This is a genomic window from Acinetobacter sp. 10FS3-1 (assembly GCF_013343215.1).
GTDB lineage: Bacteria > Pseudomonadota > Gammaproteobacteria > Pseudomonadales > Moraxellaceae > Acinetobacter > Acinetobacter lwoffii_C.
Map to the genome: position 1 here is coordinate 1,280,795 of NZ_CP039143.1, position 14,750 is coordinate 1,295,544.

The window sequence follows — 14,750 nt, forward strand, 5'->3', positions numbered from 1 at the left end:
AAAACAGGAGAGAAATATGCTGGGTCATCAAATCAAGGTTGTTCAAGCATTGGCATCGGCCTTTACCCAAGGCGGACGAGGTACTACAGGTACACCTTTTCCAAATCAGCCAGACCAGCCTTTAAAACTATATGAATATGAAGGGTCGCCGTTTTGTCGACGTGTACGTGAAGTGATGACTCTGCTGAATCTGGATTATGAGGTTTATCCTTGTCCACGCGGTGGTACCCATTTCCGGCCTGTCGTACAAGCACTCGGAGGAAAGCTCCAGTTTCCTTTTTTAGTCGATGAAAATACCGGCGACAAGTTGTATGAATCTCAAGACATTATTCATCATTTGTTTAAAAACTATGGCAAAACTGGAAAAACCCCAAAGAAATATGCGTATTATCCAAAAATTCCTGTAGCTGCTATTGCTGGCACAGTCATAAATGGATTAAGAGGGGGCATGGCCAATCCAAAGGCCAAAGGCCGGCCTGCGCCTGAGCAGTTGTTGGAGTTATGGGGATTTGAAGCCAGTCCCTATACCCGAATTGTACGTGGCGTTTTGAGCGAACTGGAAATCCCTTTTATTTTTCATAATGTTGCTAAAGAGCGCTGGCAGGATCAGGGGCTTGCCAAGCTGCGCTTAAAACCGGGGAAATATGAACCTTTGGCGGGTGGTAAGCGCGAACAAGTGCTGAAAGTTATGGGCGATAATATTCAGGTGCCTTATCTGGTTGACCCAAATACTGGAGTTAGCCTGTTTGAATCAGCGGATATTGTGAAATATTTAAAACAGCAATATGGCGCTGCCGCTTAGCATTGCCTTAGAGATGCTTTGAAAATTCCACTTTATACAGGTGTATGCCACTCAAGTAGAGGAGTGGCATTTTACCTTCGATAAAGCTTTACAATTACGGATAGCCAATAAGGACACTTTGAAAATGCTGGTTTGGATGATATAAATCACTTAAAAATAAATAAGCCTCAAGTGCTTATCTTAAAAATAGCCTAAGCATAAATAAACCTTAACTCGACGAATGGCCGTCTTTAAAGTATAAAAATCTGCCTAGAATTTGAGATTAATCATATTTTAGCAATAAAAAAAGAGGATCAATTGATCCTCTTTAGAAGGGAAAGCAATAAAACTATATTTCGTCAGCCGGCGGAACCAGCATTAAAATAGACTCATTCAATAAATCTGCCAAATCCTCCAGCATGTCCTCATCGGCAAAATCTAGATCTAATGCTACAGATTCGCCATTTGCCAGCTGTTTAAGCTTTTCGGTAAAAGCCTCAGAAATGCAGATTCCTTCACCATTGGCCCAGAAGAGAACTTCACTATCTTCCTCGGTATATAGCAGACGTGAAGCGGGCTCCAGTAGAATGCTATAACCCTGGTCGAGCGCCTCTTCCAGATCTCCAGTACCAATTTCTTCAGCTTCTGGAATGTTCTCTTCATACTTTGGTTCGGACATCAGGCTCATGATGGCATCTTCCAGCACATTTGAATTGTGCAGTTGCTCCATGATCTTGTCTTTTAAGTATTCCAGCTCAAGGGGGGTAACTTCACCGGCAGCACTGATCTGGTCACGGACAATATCTACTAATGGATTACGCAAAACCTCATTTTCCGCAAACTTGTCACCGACACGATCCATCATGTCACTGACATTTGGCATACGAAAACCGAAGGAAAATGTTAAGCAGTCATCTTCTGCAACGCCGTAATGCGCAAGCCCGGGCGGAACATACAATAAATCACCCGGTGCCAAAACCTCATCAAAGTTGACCTCAATCTCAGGGAGCAATTTAAGTGGCTGGCCGGGAACCATCTCTGTTTCAGCATCACACATTTGGCCCAGTTGCCAGCGACGGTGGCCATAACCCTGTACCAGGAAAACATCATAAAAATCGAAATGTTTACCTACAGAACCGCCTTGGGGAGCATACGACACCATAATGTCATCACGGCGCCATTGCGGAATAAAGGAGAATTTCTTCCACAGTCCAGAAAGGTCAAAAGAATAATGATCAACTGCTTGAATTAAAAGTGTCCAGAGCTTAGGCATCTTCTGGAAGTCTGCTTTTAGAAGTGGCGAAGATTTAACCGACCACTGGTTTGGATCACGGTCTTTTTGCTTGATAAGGCGGGCAGTGATATTTTCTTCTAAAGCCAGTTCCATCACATCGCTGGGTTCGAGTAAACCTGCGATTTCAGGCATCGCATTACGGACCAGAAGGGGTTTTTTCTGCCAGTATTCGGCAAGGAATTGTTCAGCGGTGATACCGCCTAACACATCTAAGGAGTGGGACATAAAAAGCCTGAAGAAATTAATTTTTTAAATCATAGCATTTAGACGGGATAATTCTTTCATCTAAAGCCGCATTATTTTCACAAATAGTTATTTTGTAAAAACAGCAGCACGAGAATGAGTAGGGTAGAGAATAAAGTACACTGAATAATGAGCCTTTTTGGGGAGGGATTATCGGGTTGGGCTACCTGCTCCAGACGCCGATCAATTTGAGTAAGGGTGCTTTGTAGATGATCAAGTTTCGTGGTCAGGTCTTAAGCTTGCTCTTTTTCTGTTTGCAGTTGCTGCTGTAGAGAGAGGATTAATTCTTCATTTTCTTTTTCTTTTTTATGTTGGATAAATTTTTGATACAGCATTTTTTTAAATAACTACCTGCATCGGTAGGGGTAATTGCGGTGTAGTCTGCAAAAAGATTAATTAAATTTCGATCTGAAGAATGTCCAATTCCTGTAATACGAAAAGTAGCACTTGAGGCAAGAGCACGAATAACATCAGGGTGATCAAAACTCTCTAATGCTTTAGTATCACCCCCTCCGCGAATAATCACCAAAATATCTGCTTTTGCCTCAGAAATGGTTTGGCTCAGTTCAGCTACATTGCTAAAGCTGATTTTCTTTTCTATTAACTCAATATAATTAATCTGATAGTTAAGGCCATGTAAGAAATCCTGATGGACTTGAGCGGAACTAGAGTTGGAGTAGATCAGACAAACTTTAGGATAGTTTTTTTTAGGAAAGGGTTGATGTACATAGGTTAAACTTTTAAGCAAAATGCTCGTCTGATCTACATATAGTCCTTCTTCTGGGCTTGCAGGTTCAATTTTTACAATATTTGCTTCTGTAACCAGACAGTCATGCATATTCAGAACGGGCTGACACTGGCAAATTGCACGTACTACAGTACCATCACCAATATTATCTGGAATAACTTTGATACTTGCACGCGCTTTAAGTTGATGCGGTCCATCTTGTAATAAAAGTTGATACAGTACATTCTGCTTTTTTTCTTTAGCTCGCTGGCGTGAATCATTGAGTTGATTGATTTGGGCGACAATGACAAAGGACTCTAGTGCCTGACTACTTATAAACGCTTCTAAAGCTTGAAGTTTTCCCTGACTAAAGTTATGAAACTCTTTAACAGTTAATTTTTGATGCATAAGACTATAACAATCGGTTATTTTGACTTGTTGCGATATGAAGAAAGTTATTCATATCGCAAATCGCGAGCTTTGATTTAAGGCACTAAAATATTAAGTTCACGCAAGATTTTGCAGAGTTGGATCATTGGCATACCCATTAAGGTGGTATGATCCTGACCGATCATTTCTTCAAACAGGCTAATGCCTAAACTTTCGCATTTAAAGCTACCAGCACAATGCAATGGTTGTTCAATTTCAATGTAGCGCTCAATTTCAGTTTGTGAAAGTTTACGGAATTTGACTTTATGATGTTCAATTAAGGTGTGTTCAAAACCGGTAGATTGTTGTTGTACACTCAGTGCGGTACTAAAATACACAATCTTGTCCGAGTTGGCTTGCAGCTGATGAATGGCTTTTTTAGGAGTGAGCGGTTTGCCGATAAAAATATCCGGTGCACCTTCGCGCCATGCGACCTGATCTGAGCCAATGACAATCGCTTCAGGGTGCTGTTCGGAAATATGTCTGGCTTTTTCATAGGCTAGGCGTTTGGCCAGATCATCTGCATGATTTTCACCGCGAGGTGTTTCATCAATGTCCGGTACCATGGCGATATAGTCAATATGTAAACGATCCATCAACTCTTTACGGGTTTGGCTGGAAGAGGCCAGGATAATCGGTGCAGCATTCATTAGACAGCATATTCCTCAAGGATATTTAAAGGTACATAGGCAAGTACGGCTTTGTGACAGGCTTGCAGTTTTACCGGGGGAGCTTTGCCTGCTTCATAGGCTTCTACCCAGCGTGTGACGCAGATACACCAGAAATCACCTGGCTGTAGGCCGGGGAAATCCACTTCAGGTAAAGGAGTAATCAGATCATTACCAATTTTTTGGGAAAAATTTAAAAATTCTGAGGTCATTTGCGCGCAGACAGTGTGCTGCCCGAGATCGGTAGTGGCGGTATGGCAAAAACCATTACGGAAATAACCGGTAATCGGAGCATAACAACAACTGGCCAAAGGCTCGCCCAAGACATTTAAACGATTAAGATTAGGATCAGGATGTATCGACATAACTGCTGAATCTGCAAAAAGCTTTTTTCTATCATAACAAAACTTTGGTATTTATAATGTTTTCTGCAAAAGATGCTAACCTTTTTCTACATAATCATTTAAAATCGCCGGGTTTGAATATCTATAAAGTGAGCTCTACATGAACTTTCAGCGTATGACTGACCTGGATTTAGCGGGTAAGCGTGTTTTAATCCGTGAAGATTTAAACGTTCCTGTTAAAAATGGTGTGATCACCAGCGATGCGCGTCTTCGTGCGGCATTGCCAACAATTAAAGCAGCTGTTGAAAAGGGCGCTGCCGTAATGGTCTATTCTCACCTTGGTCGTCCAGTTGAAGGTGAGCCTAAAGCTGAACAGTCTCTCGCGCCTGTAGCTGCTTATCTGACAGATGCTTTGGGTCAGGAAGTCAAACTGTATAAGGATTATTTGGATGGTGTTGACGTTGCGCCAGGCCAAGTGGTTCTGCTGGAAAACTGCCGTTTTAATGTGGGTGAAAAGAAAAACAGTCCTGAGCTTGCAGCACAATATGCCGCGCTTTGTGATGTATTTGTAATGGATGCGTTTGGTACTGCTCACCGTGCAGAAGCTTCGACTGAAGGTGTAGCGCGTCTAGCTAAAGTCGCGGCTGCCGGTCCTTTATTGGCAGCTGAACTGGATGCTTTAGGCCGTGCTCTAAAAACGCCTGAAAAACCAATGGTGGCTATTGTTGCAGGTTCTAAAGTTTCAACCAAACTTGATGTGCTGACATCCTTGTCTGACATTTGTGATCAACTGATTGTTGGCGGTGGTATTGCCAATACTTTCCTTGCAGCAGCAGGCTATAACGTAGGTAAATCATTGTGTGAAAATGACCTGATCGATACTGCAAAAGCCATTGCAGCAAAAGTTTCAGTTCCGCTTCCAACCGATGTAGTGGTTGCAGATGCCGCTGAAATCAATTTTGAGGATTTCCTGGGTTCATTGGCTGCGGCTAAAGCTACTGTGAAAAAGGTTGAAGATGTTGCAGATAACGACATGATTCTAGATGTAGGTCCAGAAACAGCCAAAGCCTTTGCAGACATCCTGAAAACCTCTAAAACAATACTTTGGAATGGCCCAGTAGGTGTATTTGAAGTAGACCAGTTCGGCGAAGGAACCAAAACCCTGTCTTTAGCAATTGCTGAATCTGAAGGTTTCTCAATTGCAGGTGGTGGTGATACTTTAGCTGCTATCGACAAGTACGAAGTTGCCGATAAAATTGGTTATATTTCTACAGGTGGCGGGGCTTTCCTGGAGTTTGTAGAAGGTAAAACCTTGCCTGCAGTTGCAGTACTGCTAGAACGTGCCTAAGTGCATTTGATAGTGTGAAAAAGCTGGCTATCTGCCAGCTTTTTTTATGTCAACTTTTTGACAGACTGGATCGCTATTCATACCGTAGTCATCAAAATGAAATAAATCTGTCATAAAATTTAGCCATTGGATAATAAATTGAGAGTAAAGAATGAAATCACAACTCACTTTGGCAGTATTCCTGGCAGCATCTTTAGGACTGACTGCCTGTGCAAAAAAGGAAAGTGCGCCTGTAGCTGAAGCTGAAAGTTCGGCAGCCGCTACCACAGAAGAGCAGGTCAGCGCGGAACAACAGGCCGCTATTGATGCCATTGACAAGCCAGTTCTGGATGAAAAAAATACCGATATTCCAGCCGATGTTGCCAATGCACCAGCAGATGAAGCAACCGCAGATGAGTCGGTAGCAGCAAGTTCTGAAGCAGTTGCTCCATAAGCTCAGCCCTGATTCGAAAAATCCCTGCAAAAGCAGGGATTTTTTATAAAATAATGTATTTTGTGGCTGTATTGAAATACTTGAACATGTAGAATATGGGGCATTACCTGGGAGGATATTATGGCTCTTATTTCGATGCGCCAGCTCTTGGATCACGCCGGAGAACATGCTTACGGCGTACCAGCATTTAACGTAAATAACTTGGAACAAATGCGCGCAATCATGCTCGCAGCAGATGCAACGAACTCACCAGTGATCGTACAGGCATCTGCAGGTGCCCGTAAATATGCAGGTGCTCCATTCTTGCGTCACCTGATTTTGGCTGCGATTGAAGAATGGCCACATATTCCAGTTGTTATGCATCAGGATCACGGTACAAGTCCTGACATCTGTCAACGTTCTATCCAGTTAGGTTTTACCTCGGTAATGATGGACGGTTCACTGGGCGAAGACGGTAAAACACCAACCTCGTATGAATACAACGTTGATGTGACTCGCCGTACTGTACAGATGGCCCATGCATGTGGCGTTTCAGTAGAGGGTGAAATCGGTTGTTTGGGTAGCCTTGAAACAGGTATGGCTGGTGAAGAAGATGGAGTAGGTGCTGAAGGCGTACTTGACCACTCTCAGCTTCTGACTTCTGTAGAAGAAGCGCGTAGCTTCGTTGCTGATACCAATGTCGATGCACTGGCAATCGCAGTGGGTACTTCACACGGTGCATACAAGTTTACCCGTCCACCTACAGGTGACATCCTAGCAATTGACCGTATTAAAGAAATTCATGCTGCATTACCAAATACACATCTTGTGATGCACGGTTCAAGCTCTGTGCCACAAGAATGGCTGGCTGTAATTAACCAGTATGGTGGTGATATCAAGGAAACTTATGGTGTTCCTGTTGAGCAGCTGGTTGAAGCGATCAAGCACGGTGTTCGTAAAATTAACATCGACACGGATCTGCGTTTAGCATCAACTGGTGCGATGCGCCGTATGATGGCTGAAAAACCAAGCGAATTCGATCCGCGTAAATTCTTCAGTGCAACTGTGGATGCGATGACGCAAATCTGTATCGACCGTTACGAAGCTTTTGGTACTGCGGGTAATGCAGATAAAATTCGTCCAATCTCTTTAGAGAAAATGGTTGAGCGTTATAAATAATTCCGAGTGGATCATTTATAAAAAAAGGCCCACAGCATATGTGGGCTTTTTTGTATTCTAATTAAAACTATCCGAAGAGTCGCAGATGGAATTGATTTTTATTGCAGCTCTATGCAGCGTTGCAGTCTCTATATTATTGAAATTGGCCAAGCGCCGGCAGCTCAGTCCGATACATATGATTAGCTGGAATTATGTTACAGCCAGCTTATTATGTTTTTTCTGGTTTAAACCGGATATTCAGCATATATCTATCCGTCAGACACCGTGGTGGCTTATTCTGGCGCTGGGTATTTTATTGCCGAGCGTCTTTTTGTTTTTGGCCAAATCCTTACGGACCGCCGGTATTTTAAAAACAGAAATCGCCCAGCGTCTATCTGTGGTTTTATCGCTTGCCGCCGCTTATTTTATTTTTCAGGAGCAGTTTAACCAGCTAAAAATACTGGGAATTATATTAGGCATAGTTTCAGTGCTGTGTATTTTGTTGTCCCATGGTCAAGGGGCAGGAAGCTCAAGGCAGGGAGTACTCTATCTGGCTTTGGTCTGGTTTGGTTATGCCCTGATTGATGTACTGCTGAAATATACCACCAGCCTGGGTTTGCAGTTTGCCGTAGCCTTAAACCTGATGTTTATCTGCGCTCTGGTGGTGTCGATGGCTTATCTGATGGTGAAATATCGGAGTTTAGGCTCAGCTCAGGAAATCGGAGTAGGCTTATTTCTTGGACTGCTCAACTTTGCCAATATTGCCTTTTATGTCCAGGCTCATATATTGCTCAAGGATACGCCGGCTATTGTCTTTGCTGGCATGAATATTCTGGTGGTTGTTTTTGGTGTACTTGCAGGCTTGGTGTTCTTTAAAGAACGTTTAAAACCTGCGAGCACAATTGGTCTAATATTGGGTGTGATTAGTGTGATTTGCCTGGCTTATGCAATGTCTGCTTAATATATGAAGTGACAAACTCAACCGGATGCCGCAGCAGATCTTCGGCTTCTATGCTGCCCAGTAGTGAACCGGCCTGTTTACAGCTTGGACAGTGCGGATATTGGCGCTGTTTCGGCTTGTAATAATGAAGATAAACCTTATTGCAAGGCTGGCATTTAAATTTCAGTGGCTTGGATTGAAGGAGCGACATGCAGGGCCTCTATTCTTATTCTAGATTCTGGTGAGTGATCATTAAAATAGGCCCGGATTGATATAAAAAGGGGCACTAGACCCCTTTTATACCATAAAATGCTTACAGTTTGGTGAAAATGTAGTCAGCTGGCAGGCGTGATTTCGGTAATTTGGCATTGAAGTCATTTTCACTGCGATAGCCTAAAGTCAACAGTACGGAAGGAATCAGGCCTTGTTCAGCCAGTTGCAATTCGTCACTAATGATATTCTCATCAAAGCCACCGATTGGGGTAGCATCAATGCCTTCAATTCCTGCAGCCAGTAATATTTGACCCAGTGCAATAAAAGTCTGGTTTTCTGCCCAGCGCTGAATATCGCCTTTTTCATTACGATAATAATCTACATAACCGCTACGGGTATTTTTCTGACCTTCTTTGGCATGTTCATCTTTAAAACGACCATTGAGATCATCCCGTTTTAACAGGTTTTTTAGATGTAGCTCGTCAATATCAGCTTTGGTACAGAATAAAATGGTATGGGAAGAGTCCAGTACTTTTGGGGCATTGTAGGCATACGTACCCACCAGAGCCTTGGCAATACGTTGCTTGGCCGCTGGATCATCCGCAATAAAGAAATGCCAGGGCTGAATGTTAATAGAAGATGGGGTCAGGCGTAATACCTCTAAAAGGCGCTCAAACTGCTCGGCAGGAACCTTTTTGTTCGGATCATAGGCTTTGGTGGTATAACGGGTTTGCGCAATTTTAAGTAAATCCATGAATGGACTCCAATTTCTTGAGACCTGGAAAATAGAATAAAAGCTTCTATCTTTTTCTGATTACAGGATTATTACAACAAAACAGCCAGAGGCAAAGTTTTTAACACCTTAATTTTGCATAAAAATTAACGTGAAACTTAGTAAGAGAAAAAAAGCAAATAGTTTATTGATCTAATCCACAGGGATTTAATATGATTGGCAGCTTTGCGACAAGGGCAATGCATGAGACATGGATACTATAGTTTAATCCATGCCTTGCTGAGTGGTTGCTAAATTCAAGTCTGATAGATGGATGGTTTCATCCATGGCTAGATCTTAATTTGGCTCTATATAAGCAGATTGTTATAAAAATTTGGTTTCAGGTTAAGTGTGCGAATGCGATTTCAAAGATTTTCTCTTTTTCTAGAATAACATGAAATATATATGATATGCATTTGTCATTACAATGTAATTTTACTTTTGGTTGAAAATAGTTTATAGTAGTTTCACTTCAGGCAAGTAATATTCTTGCTTTTATTATTATTTTTAGCCGATTGTGATTCACTTTTTAGTTCAAGTATTTGAACTAAAATAAGATCTATTAACCATAGAATATAGACTAGGTTGTTACTACTCTCTCGATAAAGTATAAAGTCACAAAAAGCTCATCTGATGTGAGTAAAAATTTTGAAAAAGATCAATGAATGGCATATTGCCACTGCCGCTGATGGCAATGAAATTAACGTAAAGCTAATCCCTTTAAAGCGTAAGCAAAATACGATGGAAGGGTTTATCTGGGTAGAAGTGGGTCAGATGATCCAGTTGCCAAACGGTGAGGAAATCCAGTTTAATCAGGATGGTCGAAGTTTCTATACCGGTGTGAACCAGCTTTACCGTTTAAGTTGAATTGAGGCAGTGCAGAAATAGAAAAGTGGCTGATTAATATCGCCACTTTTTTAGTTTCAGACTTTCAATATTTTGTTCAGGCTGGATTTCCAGAATTTCAGCATGGTCCAGCTTCCAGTCTCCCAGAACAATCCGTTTTTTATGCCCCAGCCGATGAATAGCCGCACGGTGCGTATGGCCATGAATCAGCACCTCTACTTCTTGGAGCGCAGAGTCTACTGCAGATGCGTTCACATCCATAACTTCATAGGTTTTGAACTGCTGAGATTCTTGGCTTTTCTTGCGAAAGCCATGGGCCAGTTTCATTCTAAAGCTGAGCGGAGTTTTCCTGAGTAAAGCTAAGAGCAGCGGATTGCGGATGACTTTACGAAAACGCTGATAGCCAATATCATCGGTACACAGGGCATCGCCATGTTCAATCCGATAGTGGATGCTACCAATCTCAAGGTTGTGAACATCGGCCAAGAGCTGTCCGGAAAACTGATCCAGGAAGTTCTGGCCTAATACAAAATCACGATTTCCAGCCAGAAAAAAGATCTGATTACCTGCGGCTGTAAATTGTTTTAATCGGTCGACTATTTCATCTAGCCATGGTGCAGTATAGTCATCGCCGATCCAGGCATTGAACCAGTCTCCCAGAATATAGAGTTGAGTCTGTTGGTTCTGATAGGCCGTCAATAAATCTAAAAACCCCCGAACAAGTCGAGGGTGATCAGGTGACAAATGTAAATCCGAGATAAACAGATAGGTCACGAATCTTTTCCTTTTAATCCTCTCTAAATTCTTCATCATTTTGAGAAACTTTCTCTTATACCGTTTTAAAGCGATGCTTTAAAACTTATAAAGAACGGAGAGGACTGTTTTTTATTCGGAAATGATTTTTGCAGATTCGATTACAACATTTTCTAAAGGAACGTCAGCGTGGTAGCCGCGGTTACCCGTGCGAACGCCTTTAATATCGTTCACAACATCCATGCCTTCAACAACTTTACCGAATACGGCATACCCCCAACCCTGAGCAGTCTTGCCAGTGTGGTTCAGGAAAGAGTTGTTTTTCACGTTAATGAAAAACTGAGCTGAAGCAGAGTGAGGTGCTTGAGTACGAGCCATTGCAATCGTACCTTCCTCATTGCTCAAACCGTTATCCGCTTCATTTTCAATTGCATCACGTGTTGCTTTTTCTTTGAAGTTTTCATCCATGCCACCGCCCTGGATCATGAAACCATCAATAACACGGTGGAAAATTACGCCATCATAAAAACCGTCACGTACATATTGCAAGAAGTTTGCCACTGTTTTAGGTGCTTTTTCAGCGTTTAATTCAAGAACAATACGACCTTTATTGGTGTTTAATTCGACTTGAGGAAAACTCATTGGGTAATCTCCTAATCATGGACAGATGCCATGTTTTATTTCAATGTGAGAAGCATAAGCAAACTCTAAACGACAAGGCAAGCAAAAACCTTATTTTCTTTGTTAAAACATCTAAATCGTATTTTATTTAGGCTTTGCTTTGTCAAGTCATTCTGTTGAAGTGATCAAGGCCAGTTTTGCTTACAATCACAGGTTTGGCATAAATAATATTCAGAAGGGCATATAAAAAACCATACGCCCTAAGTATTAACTTGGCTAAACTCCGCTTTAACTTTGAAAATGCCCGCTTTGAAATCAAATACAAGAGTTAACAGTTGAGAGATTACCCACCTCTAGTTAAACTAAGGAATACTTATCTAATGAATACAGGCAGACTGAGTGTGCTACTGGATTTCATTAATCCTTTTTTAATTTTAGAAGTGAATGATTGATCATGAAGCCAAATGATGTTGTTGCATCTCTGCCCGAGAACCCGACCCAAAACAAGAATGCAGTCGATTCAGCGCAGCAGGAACAACAGCCGGGCTTGGATTTTGTGCGCCAGATTATCACAGATGACCTGGAAGCCGGCCGTACCCAACAGGTAGTGACACGTTTTCCACCTGAGCCAAATGGCTATCTGCATATTGGTCATGTGAAAGCGATTTGCTTGAACTTCGGTATTGCACAAGAATTTAATGGTGTATGTAATCTGCGTTTTGATGACACCAACCCGGATGCAGAAGAGCAGGAATATGTAGACGGGATTGCCAATGACGTAAAATGGCTGGGTTTCCAGTGGGAGGGTGAGCCTCGCTATGCATCGAGCTATTTTGAGCAGCTTTATACCTGGGCCATTCAGTTAATTGAACAGGGTGATGCATATGTGGATCTGCAAACGCCTGAAGAGATCCGCTTAAACCGCGGTAATTTTGTTGAGCTTGGCAAAAACTCGCCATACCGTGACGCCAGTGTGGCAGAAAACCTGGAACGTTTTGAAAAAATGCGCAATGGTGAATATGCAGAAGGTCAGGCAGTACTGCGTGCCAAAATTGATATGGCCTCTCCAAACGTGCATATGCGTGATCCAATCCTGTATCGTATTTTACATTCAGCGCATCATCAGACAGGCGATAAATGGAAAATTTATCCAATGTATGATTATGCGCATCCATTATCAGATGCGATTGAAGGCATTACCCATTCACTGTGTACTCTGGAGTTCCAGGATCACCGTCCGTTCTATGACTGGGTAGTAGAGAAAGTCAAATCTCTATCTGTACCGCATCAGTACGAATCCAGCCGTTTGAATGTCGACTATACGATTACGTCTAAGCGTAAGCTGCGTAAGCTGGTTGAGGGCGGTCATGTGAATGGCTGGGATGACCCTCGTATGCCAACGGTGGTGGGTATGCGCCGTCGAGGTTTCACACCTGAAGGCCTGCGTGATTTCTGTAAGCGTGTGGGTGTATCTAAGATTGATGGCAGTATTGTCGATGTGGCAATGCTTGAGTACTGCATCCGCCAGTCTTTGGAGAATACGGCTGCGCGTGGTATGGCAGTACTGAATCCACTAAAAGTGACTTTAACCAATCTGCCAGCAGATATGGATTTAACTCATTCCCGTCATCCGAACGTGGATATGGGTGAGCGTGTCATTCCTTTGACTGCAGAAATCTACATTGACCGTAAGGACTTTGAAGAAGAGCCGCCAAAAGGCTTTAAACGCCTGATCCCGGGTGGTGAAGTGCGTTTACGTCATGCCTATGTGATCAAGTGTGATGAAGTCATTAAAGATGAAAGCGGTAAAGTGGTCGAGCTGAAATGTTCAATTGACCCGGAAACTCTAGGTAAAAATCCTGAGGGCCGTAAGGTGAAAGGGGTGATTCACTGGGTATCGGCGACTAAAGGTGTTCCTGCCGAAGTACGTATTTATGACCGTCTGTTTAGTGTCGCTGATCCAGATGTCGGTGATGACTTCCTGGAAAATTTAAATCCTGATTCATTAAAAGTAGTTCAGGCTGTGATTGAACCAGCACTGGCACAGGCAAAGCCGGAAGATCGCTTCCAGTTTGAACGTGAAGGCTATTTTGTAGCAGATCAATATGATCACTCAAGCGAAAAACCGGTATTTAACCGTATTCTGGACTTGAGAGACAGCTTTAAGCTTGGCAAATAATTTGCTCTGAATTTTTTAAAAAGCCCAACTCCGGTTGGGCTTTTTCGATGCAGCAGGAAAGACTCAATGATTGTTCGTGATAAAAGTAATAGCTTTGGTTTGTTATTTGCATGGCATGGCACGATTTTGCCTAAAGTTCTGCCGGCTTTGGTTCTGGTGGTTTTTCTATCAGGTACATTGGTCTATCTGCGTCAGGCACACTTTCTCACCTTACCGGCAGTCCCGGCTATTGGCTTTACTATTTTCGGAGTCATTCTGTCGATATTTTTAAGCTTTAGAAATAATGCCAGTTACGACCGCTGGTGGGAAGGGCGCAAGTTATGGGGCGCCTTAATTTCCACAACCCGCCATTTATGCCGTGATAGTTATGTCCTGGATGATCAGACACGTGAAGTTTTATTATATCGGATGATGTTATTTACTCATCTTCTGCGTGACCGCTTAAGGCAGCAGCAGCAAAGTATTCAGCATTATCAGTCCAGTACACAGTTTGAGTCTAATTCATTTGAACAGTTACCAACCCATATGAATGCTTCGCAATGGGTTCTGGAGCAGATCCAGAAAGATTTAGTTCAGCAATATCGGCAGGGTAAGATCACGGATATTATTTATAATAGTCTGAATCAGCATACAGTGGCCTTAGGCAATGTTCAGGCAGGATGTGATCGTATTCTGTCGACACCGCTGCCATTTTCCTATTCGGTGTTGTTGCACCGGGCTGTCTATTCTTTCTGCTTCATCTTGCCATTTAGCCTGGAAGCCAGTCTGGGCCTGTGGACGCCAATTCTAGTCGCGTTGATTGCTTATCTGTTCTTGGGGCTGGATGAGCTGAGTTCTGAACTGGAAGAGCCTTTCGGGCTTCAGGATAATGACCTGCCTTTGGATTCGATTGTCAGGCTGGTTGAGCGCGAAACATTAAGCTCATTAGGACAGGCCCTACCTGAGGCGATTCAGTCTAAGAAAGTCTATTTAACCTAAGAAAATGCGGGCCTGATTCAAGTGATTCTTTTGGATTGAGTGAT

The 14,750-nt window shown here is 42.6% G+C and carries 16 protein-coding genes; 8 read left to right on the forward strand and 8 right to left on the reverse strand.

Translation table 11 applies throughout. The features are described 5' to 3' along the window. Window positions 1–16 precede the first annotated feature (16 nt). Complete coding sequence (locus tag E5Y90_RS05995; RefSeq protein WP_174659684.1) at window positions 17–802, forward strand: glutathione S-transferase N-terminal domain-containing protein; 786 nt, start codon at window positions 17–19, stop codon at window positions 800–802. 328 nt (window positions 803–1,130) lie between these two features. On the opposite strand, the gene E5Y90_RS06000 is transcribed toward E5Y90_RS05995, so the two are convergent. The 4 genes from E5Y90_RS06000 to E5Y90_RS06015 all read right to left on the reverse strand — a co-directional run bounded on the left by E5Y90_RS06000 (window position 1,131) and on the right by E5Y90_RS06015 (window position 4,507). Next, on the reverse strand, window positions 1,131–2,300 hold the full coding sequence (locus E5Y90_RS06000) for a cupin domain-containing protein (RefSeq protein WP_174659685.1): 1,170 nt from the start codon (window positions 2,298–2,300) through the stop codon (window positions 1,131–1,133). A 298-nt stretch (window positions 2,301–2,598) separates the two neighbouring features. Continuing rightward, window positions 2,599–3,453, reverse strand: a complete 855-nt coding sequence (locus E5Y90_RS06005) for an exodeoxyribonuclease VII large subunit (RefSeq protein ID WP_174659686.1) — start codon at window positions 3,451–3,453, stop codon at window positions 2,599–2,601. A 77-nt stretch (window positions 3,454–3,530) separates the two neighbouring features. Continuing rightward, window positions 3,531–4,124, reverse strand: coding sequence for a Maf family protein (locus E5Y90_RS06010; protein WP_151203771.1), 594 nt, complete (start codon window positions 4,122–4,124; stop codon window positions 3,531–3,533). Further along, complete coding sequence (locus E5Y90_RS06015; RefSeq protein ID WP_151203769.1) at window positions 4,124–4,507, reverse strand: DUF2237 family protein; 384 nt, start codon at window positions 4,505–4,507, stop codon at window positions 4,124–4,126. The genes E5Y90_RS06010 and E5Y90_RS06015 overlap by 1 nt, the downstream gene beginning before the upstream one ends. A 139-nt stretch (window positions 4,508–4,646) precedes the next feature. Between E5Y90_RS06015 and E5Y90_RS06020 the strand changes: the two genes are divergently transcribed. The 4 genes from E5Y90_RS06020 (at window position 4,647) to E5Y90_RS06035 (ending at window position 8,365) form a co-directional block, all read left to right on the forward strand. After that, a complete protein-coding gene (locus E5Y90_RS06020; protein WP_174659687.1) occupies window positions 4,647–5,834 on the forward strand; it encodes a phosphoglycerate kinase in 1,188 nt (395 codons plus the stop codon). Window positions 5,835–5,985: 151 nt separating this feature from the next. After that, window positions 5,986–6,267 (forward strand): hypothetical protein, encoded by a 282-nt coding sequence (locus E5Y90_RS06025; RefSeq protein WP_151207875.1) that lies wholly within the window; start codon window positions 5,986–5,988, stop codon window positions 6,265–6,267. A gap of 120 nt (window positions 6,268–6,387) precedes the next feature. Beyond that, a complete protein-coding gene (fba, locus tag E5Y90_RS06030; RefSeq protein ID WP_174659688.1) occupies window positions 6,388–7,425 on the forward strand; it encodes a class II fructose-bisphosphate aldolase in 1,038 nt (345 codons plus the stop codon). A gap of 85 nt (window positions 7,426–7,510) precedes the next feature. Then, on the forward strand, window positions 7,511–8,365 hold the full coding sequence (locus tag E5Y90_RS06035; protein ID WP_174659689.1) for a DMT family transporter: 855 nt from the start codon (window positions 7,511–7,513) through the stop codon (window positions 8,363–8,365). Here E5Y90_RS06035 and E5Y90_RS06040 read toward each other — a convergent pair. Continuing rightward, window positions 8,328–8,555, reverse strand: a complete 228-nt coding sequence (locus E5Y90_RS06040) for a hypothetical protein (RefSeq protein WP_151203759.1) — start codon at window positions 8,553–8,555, stop codon at window positions 8,328–8,330. The genes E5Y90_RS06035 and E5Y90_RS06040 overlap by 38 nt on opposite strands. 102 nt (window positions 8,556–8,657) lie before the next feature. Further along, complete coding sequence (gene nfsB, locus E5Y90_RS06045; protein WP_174659690.1) at window positions 8,658–9,311, reverse strand: oxygen-insensitive NAD(P)H nitroreductase; 654 nt, start codon at window positions 9,309–9,311, stop codon at window positions 8,658–8,660. Window positions 9,312–9,977: 666 nt separating this feature from the next. Here nfsB and E5Y90_RS06050 point away from each other — a divergent pair. Next, on the forward strand, window positions 9,978–10,196 hold the full coding sequence (locus tag E5Y90_RS06050) for a transposase (RefSeq protein ID WP_151203936.1): 219 nt from the start codon (window positions 9,978–9,980) through the stop codon (window positions 10,194–10,196). A 33-nt stretch (window positions 10,197–10,229) separates the two neighbouring features. Here the strand turns inward: E5Y90_RS06050 and E5Y90_RS06055 are convergent, their stop codons facing one another. Both E5Y90_RS06055 and E5Y90_RS06060 read right to left on the reverse strand, forming a co-directional pair. Continuing rightward, window positions 10,230–10,949 carry a UDP-2,3-diacylglucosamine diphosphatase gene (locus E5Y90_RS06055; protein ID WP_174659691.1) on the reverse strand — a complete coding sequence of 240 codons (720 nt, stop codon included), beginning with the start codon at window positions 10,947–10,949 and terminating at the stop codon, window positions 10,230–10,232. Between the two features lie 111 nt (window positions 10,950–11,060). Then, a complete protein-coding gene (locus E5Y90_RS06060; protein ID WP_151203938.1) occupies window positions 11,061–11,570 on the reverse strand; it encodes a peptidylprolyl isomerase in 510 nt (169 codons plus the stop codon). A 433-nt stretch (window positions 11,571–12,003) separates the two neighbouring features. On the opposite strand from E5Y90_RS06060, the gene E5Y90_RS06065 reads away from it, so the two are divergent. Continuing rightward, window positions 12,004–13,728 carry a glutamine--tRNA ligase/YqeY domain fusion protein gene (locus tag E5Y90_RS06065; protein ID WP_174659692.1) on the forward strand — a complete coding sequence of 575 codons (1,725 nt, stop codon included), beginning with the start codon at window positions 12,004–12,006 and terminating at the stop codon, window positions 13,726–13,728. A gap of 66 nt (window positions 13,729–13,794) precedes the next feature. Then, a complete protein-coding gene (locus E5Y90_RS06070) occupies window positions 13,795–14,706 on the forward strand; it encodes a bestrophin family protein (protein WP_174659693.1) in 912 nt (303 codons plus the stop codon). Window positions 14,707–14,750: the final 44 nt, after the last annotated feature.

Coding starts and splice junctions, on each gene's coding strand:
- fba (WP_174659688.1), top strand. CDS start 6,388: ATGGCTCTTATTTCGATGCGCCAGCTCTTGGATCACGCCGGAGAACAT.
- E5Y90_RS06010 (WP_151203771.1), bottom strand. CDS start 4,124: ATGAATGCTGCACCGATTATCCTGGCCTCTTCCAGCCAAACCCGTAAA.
- E5Y90_RS06060 (WP_151203938.1), bottom strand. CDS start 11,570: ATGAGTTTTCCTCAAGTCGAATTAAACACCAATAAAGGTCGTATTGTT.
- E5Y90_RS06065 (WP_174659692.1), top strand. CDS start 12,004: ATGAAGCCAAATGATGTTGTTGCATCTCTGCCCGAGAACCCGACCCAA.
- E5Y90_RS06040 (WP_151203759.1), bottom strand. CDS start 8,555: ATGTCGCTCCTTCAATCCAAGCCACTGAAATTTAAATGCCAGCCTTGC.
- E5Y90_RS06005 (WP_174659686.1), bottom strand. CDS start 3,453: ATGCATCAAAAATTAACTGTTAAAGAGTTTCATAACTTTAGTCAGGGA.
- E5Y90_RS06035 (WP_174659689.1), top strand. CDS start 7,511: ATGGAATTGATTTTTATTGCAGCTCTATGCAGCGTTGCAGTCTCTATA.
- E5Y90_RS06000 (WP_174659685.1), bottom strand. CDS start 2,300: ATGTCCCACTCCTTAGATGTGTTAGGCGGTATCACCGCTGAACAATTC.
- E5Y90_RS05995 (WP_174659684.1), top strand. CDS start 17: ATGCTGGGTCATCAAATCAAGGTTGTTCAAGCATTGGCATCGGCCTTT.
- E5Y90_RS06020 (WP_174659687.1), top strand. CDS start 4,647: ATGAACTTTCAGCGTATGACTGACCTGGATTTAGCGGGTAAGCGTGTT.
- nfsB (WP_174659690.1), bottom strand. CDS start 9,311: ATGGATTTACTTAAAATTGCGCAAACCCGTTATACCACCAAAGCCTAT.
- E5Y90_RS06070 (WP_174659693.1), top strand. CDS start 13,795: ATGATTGTTCGTGATAAAAGTAATAGCTTTGGTTTGTTATTTGCATGG.
- E5Y90_RS06015 (WP_151203769.1), bottom strand. CDS start 4,507: ATGTCGATACATCCTGATCCTAATCTTAATCGTTTAAATGTCTTGGGC.
- E5Y90_RS06025 (WP_151207875.1), top strand. CDS start 5,986: ATGAAATCACAACTCACTTTGGCAGTATTCCTGGCAGCATCTTTAGGA.